This window comes from Candidatus Pelagibacter sp. (assembly GCF_052049935.1).
Classification (GTDB): Bacteria; Pseudomonadota; Alphaproteobacteria; order Pelagibacterales; family Pelagibacteraceae; genus Pelagibacter.
On the sequence record NZ_JBNGZA010000019.1, the window covers coordinates 1 to 8,838 of the forward strand.

The 8,838-nt window shown below is 25.0% G+C and carries 10 protein-coding genes; 1 reads left to right on the plus strand and 9 read right to left on the minus strand.

Annotation, left to right across the window (positions count from 1 at the left end; translation table 11 throughout):
- The 9 genes from ACTT90_RS06930 to ACTT90_RS06970 form a co-directional block, all read right to left on the minus strand.
- On the minus strand, nt 1–1,261 hold a 1,261-nt coding region (locus ACTT90_RS06930; protein ID WP_440938041.1), incomplete at its 3' end, for an AMP-binding protein.
- Between the two features lie 16 nt (nt 1,262–1,277).
- Nucleotides 1,278–2,252: a transketolase family protein gene (locus tag ACTT90_RS06935; RefSeq protein WP_440938042.1), complete on the minus strand. Its 975-nt coding sequence runs from the start codon at nt 2,250–2,252 to the stop codon at nt 1,278–1,280.
- Nucleotides 2,253–2,257: 5 nt separating this feature from the next.
- Nucleotides 2,258–3,055 (minus strand): transketolase, encoded by a 798-nt coding sequence (locus tag ACTT90_RS06940; RefSeq protein ID WP_440938043.1) that lies wholly within the window; start codon nt 3,053–3,055, stop codon nt 2,258–2,260.
- 2 nt (nt 3,056–3,057) lie between these two features.
- Nucleotides 3,058–3,786: an SDR family oxidoreductase gene (locus ACTT90_RS06945; RefSeq protein WP_440938044.1), complete on the minus strand. Its 729-nt coding sequence runs from the start codon at nt 3,784–3,786 to the stop codon at nt 3,058–3,060.
- Nucleotides 3,786–4,181 (minus strand): hypothetical protein, encoded by a 396-nt coding sequence (locus ACTT90_RS06950; protein WP_440938045.1) that lies wholly within the window; start codon nt 4,179–4,181, stop codon nt 3,786–3,788. Before ACTT90_RS06950 ends, ACTT90_RS06945 begins: the two co-directional genes overlap by 1 nt.
- On the minus strand, nt 4,168–5,745 hold the full coding sequence (locus tag ACTT90_RS06955) for a GMC oxidoreductase (protein WP_440938046.1): 1,578 nt from the start codon (nt 5,743–5,745) through the stop codon (nt 4,168–4,170). Before ACTT90_RS06955 ends, ACTT90_RS06950 begins: the two co-directional genes overlap by 14 nt.
- Before the next feature lie 29 nt (nt 5,746–5,774).
- Nucleotides 5,775–6,233 (minus strand): 3-hydroxyacyl-ACP dehydratase FabZ family protein, encoded by a 459-nt coding sequence (locus ACTT90_RS06960; protein WP_440938047.1) that lies wholly within the window; start codon nt 6,231–6,233, stop codon nt 5,775–5,777.
- Complete coding sequence (locus ACTT90_RS06965) at nt 6,233–6,472, minus strand: acyl carrier protein (protein ID WP_440938048.1); 240 nt, start codon at nt 6,470–6,472, stop codon at nt 6,233–6,235. Before ACTT90_RS06965 ends, ACTT90_RS06960 begins: the two co-directional genes overlap by 1 nt.
- 2 nt (nt 6,473–6,474) lie before the next feature.
- Entirely contained in the window at nt 6,475–7,365 is an 891-nt protein-coding gene (locus tag ACTT90_RS06970) for an AAC(3) family N-acetyltransferase (RefSeq protein ID WP_440938049.1), read from the minus strand.
- Nucleotides 7,366–7,473: 108 nt separating this feature from the next.
- On the opposite strand from ACTT90_RS06970, the gene ACTT90_RS06975 reads away from it, so the two are divergent.
- Nucleotides 7,474–8,805 (plus strand): hypothetical protein, encoded by a 1,332-nt coding sequence (locus ACTT90_RS06975; protein ID WP_440938050.1) that lies wholly within the window; start codon nt 7,474–7,476, stop codon nt 8,803–8,805.
- The last annotated feature ends 33 nt before the right edge of the window (nt 8,806–8,838 follow it).

Genomic DNA, 8,838 nt, shown 5'->3' on the forward strand with positions numbered 1-8,838 from the left:
GTATTAAATTATCATTTACATTTATACATGCTAAAGAAATCTTATTTCTAAAAAACCTCTCTTCTATATCATCTAAATTAAATCTATTACCATATAATTTTATTATTCTGCTTCTTCTTCCCGCAATAAAGTAAAATTTATCCCTATCATAAAACGCCAAATCTCCAGTCTTTAATATTTTTTTATTTGTATTTTTTTTCAACAAATCTTTATAATTATATGCATAACCAGTACTTACATTTTTACCTTTATAAACTAACTCACCTGTAACATTTTCTTTTTTTACCTTTTTACCATCATCATCAATAATAAAAAAATTACCACCTGGTATTGGTTTGCCGATACTTCCAATTTTTGATGGTGAAGCCGTTAGGTTGACATAAGACATTCTTGGAGATGCCTCCGTTTGACCATACATAACGTAAAATATCTTTTTTTCTTTCAAACAAAAGTTTAAAATTTTTTGTGTTTTTAAATTATCTAGTTTACCACCAGCTTGTGTGAAAAATTTTATTTTTGAAAAAATCTTTTTTTTTAGCCCTAACTTAATTAAAATTTCATAATGATAAGGAACACCATTAAAATTATTTACTTTATTTTCATTAAAATATTTCCAAAAATTTGATTGGATTATTGTTTCTTCTGTTACAAATATTGAACCACCAACTTCTAAGTGAGAATTAATAACTGACAACATATAACTATAACAAAAAGGCATCGAGGTTATAGATCTGTTTTGTTTGTTGAGTTTTAAATAAGAAATTATTGAAATTGTATTATTGAAAATATTTTCTTTAGAAATTTTTACATATTTTTTACTTCCCATACTACCTGAAGTTGGCATTAATATTGAGATATTACCTTTAACTTTTTTTAGTTTGGTAAATTGTGTTTTAAAAATATTATTTTCAAAATAAGTATAAATATTTTTTAAATGAAATTTGTTAAATCTATTCTTTTCATACCAAATTTTTGAGCAAGATATATAATTAGGCTTATATAAATTGATTAGTTTCTGAATTTCAAAAATATTAGTTTTTGAATCAACTAATTGTACTACACAATCATTTTTGATTAATGAGGTATAGCTAGCAATAGATCCTATCGAGTTCTCTGTAATCATTAAAATTAAGCTTGATGAAGGTATAATTTTTTTTATGATCCTATATTGGTTTTCTAAATCTCCATAACTCAATGAGATTGATGAACTAGAAATTAATGCAATTTTTTTTTTATTAACTTTAAATTTTTTAAATAACATTCAAAAATTTTTTAATTTATTTTTTTAAAAATTTTAAAATTTTTTTTGAAATTTTATTTCCCGACAATCCATGATAATCAATTAAAAAATTGTAGCTTCCTGTTTTGTCAAATTTATCTGGTAAAGCTATATTTAATAATTTTGCTTTAAAACTATTCTTAGAAATTATATCAGATACTATACTAGAAAGACCTCCAATAATTGAATGCTCTTCTATTGTAATAATATGCCTATAAGATTTAATTATTTTGGTTATATTTTTATCAATTGGTTTAAGAGTATTTAAATTTATCAACCTACAACCTATTTTATTTTTTAAAAGAATTTTTGATGCAATTAGAGCTTGGGATACAACGGAACCAGTAGATATTATAAGTGCATCCTTTCCATTCGTTAAATTGACAAATTTATTAAATTTATATTTATAATTTTTTTCGTAAACATATGGACTACCAGGAATTCCAGTTAATCTAATATAAGAAGGTCCTCTATCATTATTTGAATAATCATAAAGAATTTTTTTTAGTTCTAAACCGTCAGCTGGGCTTGAAATATTAATGTTTGGTATAGATCTCATTATAGAAATATCCTCTAAACCATAATGACTATTTCCTAAAAATCCCATCGAAATTCCGCTGCCTAATGCAACTAAATTTACAGGTAACTTCATATAACCTAAATTCATTCTAACATGTTCAACTGCACGCATAGACAAAAAAGGTGCAAATGAGGTAACAAAAACCTTATACCCTTCCTTTGCTAAACCTGCTGAAACGCCAATTAAATTTTGCTCTGAAATTCCAACTGATAAATATTTTTCTGGAAATTCCTTTTTGAACCTATCAAGTCCAGAGGATCTGCCTAAGTCTGCAGATAAAACCATAAGTTTTTTATTTGTTTTTGCAAGTTCAAGCATGAACTGACCAAATAATGCTCTTGGTCCAAATCTTGAATAACTTTGAGCTGTTTTTAAGTCATTTTTTTTGCTCATAGTTTCTATAATTTTTTTATGGAGTCTTGAAAAATTTTTTTAGTCAATCTTCCATGATGCCAATCGTTATTCTTTTCCATAAATGAAACGCCATGGCCTTTGATTGTTTTAGCAATAATAGCTAAGGGTTTATTTTTTTTTCTTTCCTTAAATGCTCTTTCTATTTTTTGAAAGTTATGCCCATCACATGTTACTGTATTCCATCCAAAACCTTGCCATTTTTTTTTTAAATTTGAATGATCCATCATATTGCCTATTGCGCCGTCATTTTGATATCCATTACAATCTACTATTACTATTAAATTATCTAATTTAAGTTCTGTTGCTGAGATCGCAGCCTCCCAAATGGAACCTTCGTAACATTCTCCATCACCTAACATGACATAAATACAGTTTTCTTTATTTTTCTTTTTATATGCTATTGCTAATCCAATTCCGAAAGATAATCCTTGTCCTAAACTTCCATTAGACGATTCTATTCCTAATTTCGAATTTTCAATTGGGTGAGCAATTATTTCACTGCCATCTCTTTGAAAAGACATCAAGTTCTTTTTCTTAATTATATTCATGTGATATAAAATACTTAATAATCCCAAAAATCCGTGACCTTTGCTTAAAATAAATCTATCTTTTGGATTTTTTAAGTCTATCTTAATTATTTTTGTATATAATACTGCTAAAATATCGACCATAGAAAGAGCTCCACCTATATGAGAGGATTCGCCCGAATAATAACTAGTCTCTAAAATTGTTTTTATCATTTTTTTTCTAAGATTAATTAATTCTAAATTTGAATCTTTCATTTTTAAAAATCTTTTATTATTTTACCATTAATCTTATTCGACTTCGATAAAGATAGAAAAATAACTTTATCAACGACTGTTTTTATTGAAAGTGGTTTTTTTAAGTTTGTATCTTTTAATAGTTTTAATTTTGAGTTTTTATCCATTTTTTTTAACATGTCAGTATTAATTGCGCTTGGTGCAATTGCATTCACTCTAATATTATATCTTTTAAACTCATTTGCCATTACTTTAGTTGCAAAAGTTAATGAAGCTTTACTAGAACCATAGGCAATAGTACCTCTATGATTCAAAAAACTTGAAATCGAACCGACATTTATAATTGATGCATTTTTTGATTTTTTTAAATTTATAAGTAGTTTTTGAATTATTAACATTTGAGAAAAGAAATTAATTTGAAAGGTCTTTTCAATTTCCTCAATTTTAGTCATTTCTAAAATTGAACCGCTCGCATAGCCTGCATTGTTAATCAAAATATCTATTGTTAAGTCTTTTTTAATTTTATTTAAACCTAAAATTAATTTATCTTTATTTTCAAAATCTAAATATAATACTTGTATTTTGTTTTTATAGATTAATCTTAAATTTCTTAAATACTCAGAAAATTTTTTATTTTTTTTTCTTACAGTGCAAATTATATTTGCTCCCTCTTTTAAAAATTTTTCTAAAATTGATTTACCTAGGCCACGATTAACGCCACTTATAAAAATCGTTTTGTTTTTAAATTTCATTAAATTTTATATATTTTTTTTATATATTTGGTTAATTTTTTTTCTTCTAGTTTATCTTTTTTTTTTCCAAATGATATTTTTTTGGATTTTTCATCTAATATTTTTAAAATTTTTTTTGATGAAAAATAATTTTCTAATAATTCTGTGCTAATTTCATTTTCTATAACACTATTATTTAAAATTGAACTTCGGTTACTTAAAATAAGTTGATCTTTATCTATTCTATTTATCTTTTTAAATTCTTTTATAACAAACGTGTTTTCTCTAATTTGATTAAAAAAAATATTGAAGTTTATTACCTTTGAGGCAGCTGGCATTTTGTAAAGCTTATTATTCGGTATCATTTTATCAATTATTTTTTTTATAAAAATTTTTTGTTCTTTAAGACTTAACATTTTTACCTACCAAATTATTAAAATATAATTTCAAATTATTTGTAATGTACAAAGATAATGCTTGGATCGTTGACATACAATTAACACCTCCAGAAGTAACAAAGATACTACTATCAACAATAAAAACATTTTTTATATCATGACATTGACCAAACTTGTTTACGACTGATTTGTTTGGATTGTTTCCCATTTTTGCTGTGCCCATTATATGCCAACCTGTGTTTCTCACAGGTCCATAACCAAAAGAGATTTTAGCACCTGCATTAATTAATATTTTTTTTGCATTATTTAATCCATGCTTCATCATATTTTTTGTATTATTACTTAGAGAATAATTAATACTTACATCTGGCATAATTTTTTTTTGAGATTGAGGGCTTTTATCAAGTTCTACAAAATTTTTTTTATCTGGTAAATCTTCACAGATAATTGCAATGCCGGCTGTTTTACCAAAATAATCATAAAAAATTTTATGAAAATTTCTCCCAAATTCCATTTTTTTAAATTTCTTTAAATTTAATATTGTATCAAGAGGACCAGCCCCTCTTAAAATTTGCATAGAGTAGCCTCTTTTAAAATTTCTATCTTTTTTTGTTTCATAAAATTGATGAGATGCTAGACAGCAACCTTCAGGTCCTACATTAGATGCAATATATTTCTTAAATTTTCCTTCAACATAGCCTAAGGGATGAAGCATTAAATTTTTACCAACTAGCTTAGAAGAATTCGCCAAACCATTTGGAAAATTTTTATTCTTTGAATTTAAAAGAATTCTTGGAGTTCCTATTCCACCTGCAGCTAATATTACAATATCTGCTTTCTCAAATTTTCTCTCTCCTTTTGAGTTAATATAAAAAACTCCCTTTGCTAGATTATTTGAGTCTAGTATTATTTTAGTTACTAAAGAGTTTTTTTTTATTTTTATTCCATTTTTTATTGCTTTTTTTAAATAAGTTTCTTTAACGGTTGATTTATGAAAGTTTAAGTTATCACCACTTTTATTAAAGTATGCACTATAAGATGGCCACCAATGCCACTTTAATTTATTAAATCCTTTTGCAATTTTTATTCCTACCTGACCTAACGGGATATTTGATTTTAGATGGTTTATATCTGGATAAACTGGATCACCATCTAAACCACGAACATTCATTAATTTTTCGTTAGCTTTATAATATTTTTCTAAATCTTTATATGAAATTGGCCAATCTTCCCCAACACTATCTAGAGTTTTTGTTTTAAAATCTGATTGGTGAAATCTTGGGAAATGACAATTATACAACAAAGTAGAACCTCCAACGGCATTAAAATTAGCTATTGAAATAGGAGATCTTTTGTCATCGATTAGATAATCATGTTTTAATTTTCTAATATTTGGATTTGGACTAAATTTTTTTTGTTTAAGTACTTCCCAATCATTTCTTTTTGTTGAATATGTTTTTTTTTCTAAATCTGGACCTTGTTCAAAACAGGTAACATTAAACAATCCATTGCTCAAATTCCATGCAGCAGCAGAACCGCTCGCTCCCGAACCTACGATTATTATTTTTAGCGTTTTATGCATTCAGTTGAATGTAAATTTTTATTAATTTTTTATTTTGGCAAAAAAGATTTTAATATTTCTGGAATAGTGATTGTCATTTTTGCTTCACAAGCTAGCTCTCCATCAGTAAAACCTTGACCTAAACCTTTGCAAATACCTCTATTCCAATTGATAATTTTTGTTTGAATTTCATATTTTCTTCCTGGCTTTACCTCTTTTTTGAACTTTACTTCGTGAGAAATTGCGTGTGTAACTTTTCCTTTTAATCCTGGTAAAGTAGTAATGGCCACAGTAAGCATCTGAGCTAATGCTTCTAATTGAAGTGCTCCTGGCATATTTGGATTTCCAGGAAAATGTATGGGAAAATACCACTCATCTTCATTTAAGTTTTTATATCCATTTGCAAATTTTCCTGGCAAAACTTCACTTACAAAATCAATCATCAGAAAAGGCGGTCTATTAGGCTGATAAAGCAAGAGCTCTTTTTCATCCAAACTGAAGGGAGACATTATTTAATAATTACTTTATATTTTTTAAGTATTTTTTTTCCAAATTCATAAGAACTAAAATCTATTATATCATCCATTTCCATACTGATGTTAAACGTTTCTTCCAACATTCCTATTAAAGACATATGTCCAATAGAATCCCATTTAGGAATTGTATTATATTTTAACTTTTTTAATTTTTCTTTTTTTACTGAAAATGTTTTTACAAAACACTTATCGTATTTATCTACATTACTCATATTTAAATCTTATATATCATTTTCTTTTTTAATAAATATTTTTTTTCTAAATCATACAACATTCCATTTTCATTACATAAAACATTTTTATTTTTTTCAAATTCTCCTATTCTGATATAAGAAACAAGTTTTTCTGATTTAGCTTTAAGACTTTTAATAATTACTTTTGAAGCATTTTTTAGATTCAATTTAAAACAAATTAAACCATCTAAATAGAAAAATTTGGCTATTTTTTTTTTAAAAAATAACATATCACATTTTTTTGTAATGCTAGAAAATTCACACATATCTAGTTCTCTTGCATAAAATGAAAAGTTTGATTTAAATTTTTTACCATTTATATCTGAGTAATTTACATCAAAGTATTTGACAAATCGATAATCTACTCCGACAAGATTTTCAAGATAATGCACGTGTGTCAATGATCTAACGTAATGATGACCTAATGTAACTAGTTGAAAATTATCATCATTAAAATTTTTCCACAATGAATTATTACCTGTAGCATTTGAATTATTTATTTTCAAATATTTATTCGATTTTTTTCCAAAAACTAAAAAAGAATACATTGGGTGCTTAGTTCTTAAGTGATAATTTTTTTTTAGTAGTAGATTTCCAAACATGCCACTCTGTCCTTTGCTAGTTTTTCTGTTAAATTTTTTTTGTGGTACACAATCTAAATTAAAAACTGGAACAACAATTGTACCGTTTTTTCCAATTTTACTTAACATGTAATTTATAAAAAGGTTTGCAAAATTTTTAAGGTCTTTTGATTTCAGGTTAACAATTTTAGCCAACATCAGTATATCAACACCCAAATATATATTGCTTCCTTTTCTAATATTAAAATTTTTAATTAATTTATTTATTAATAAAAAGTTTGTTTTTGTCATTTGATTTCGATAAGGGCTAAATTAATATTTTAAGAACAAAAATTAGTCAACAAGCAAATAATATGATAATTCTGCAATCAAATAAAAAAAATAATTTTAAATTTTTGAATGGATAAAATCCTTTTCTTTTCGCCATATTATACAATCATTGATTGGGCTAAAAATAATTTTTTTTTAAAAAAAAAAATATTTGATAATTCAGAAATAAGATCAATTCACTGTAACTCATTGTTAAACAAAAACTGTGTTGCTGTTATGGCACATGACAATAAGTATTCAACAAATCAAATATGCTTTAGATGTAAATCAAATAGAAATTTTTTTGACACAAATGAGAAATCATTTTTATTAGAGGATTATATTGATGATAATGATAAATCAAAAATTGAGAAAGTTTTAAAAAAAATCACAAAAAAAAATTTTCTGAAATTTGATTATCAAGGGTTTAAAGTTGGTAGAATATCAGTTCACGAAAACTTTATAAAGTTTAGGAGAGAAGACTTTAATATAAGTGATCACGAATTTAAGAAAATACTTTTATCTATAGAAAATATTATAATAAATATAGTTGCTTTAAATAAAATTACTAAAAAATTCAAACCAAATATACTAATTACTGAAAATGGAACATATTCAATTAGTAGGTTGTATGTTGAGTATTTTAAAAAAAGAGGTTGTAAAACATACACTGTCGATGGCAGTCCAAATAATTCAAAAAGAAATAATAATATGCATTTATATAAAAACTCAACATTTGAAGGCCAACAATATATTAAAAAAAATTACGAGAAATTAATTAAAAATCAAAGTATAGATGTTTCTGGTTTACAAGACTCTTTAAATCATTTTAGATTTGCATTTTTATCAAAAGCTTTAAGAAATTATTCAAAAAAAATAGAATATAAAAATGTAAAAAATCATTTTAAAATTGATAAAAAACAAAAAGTTATACTTTTATCAACAAGTAGTTATGATGAGGTAACTGGAACATCCTTATTGCATTATAAAAATCCTGAAAAAAAATTAATTTTTTCTCAGGAGGAGGCTATTAAAAAAACAATTAAATTTGTTTCTAAAAATAAAAATTATTTTTTAATTATAAGACAACACCCTAGAGATTCTAGAACTTCTAGTGTATCAAAACTTCTAAAATCTCTAAAAAAATTACCTTCTAATGTTGTAATAAATACTTCAAAAGATAATATGTCTGTCTACAATATATTATTAGAAACTGATATTAACTTGAACTCTTGGTCTTCTGTTGGTTTAGAAAGTTCTATATTAGGAATACCAACATTTCATTTAACAGATTATTTTATTCATTTTCCTAATTTTAGTAATTTAAATTTTAATAATTTTATAAAAGAAAAAATTCAAAGCTTTAAAATGTCTAATGAAGCAATTATCAAGGCTTACCAATATATTTATTTTATAAGATGATAATAAAAATAAATATATTGGTAAGCCTTGATA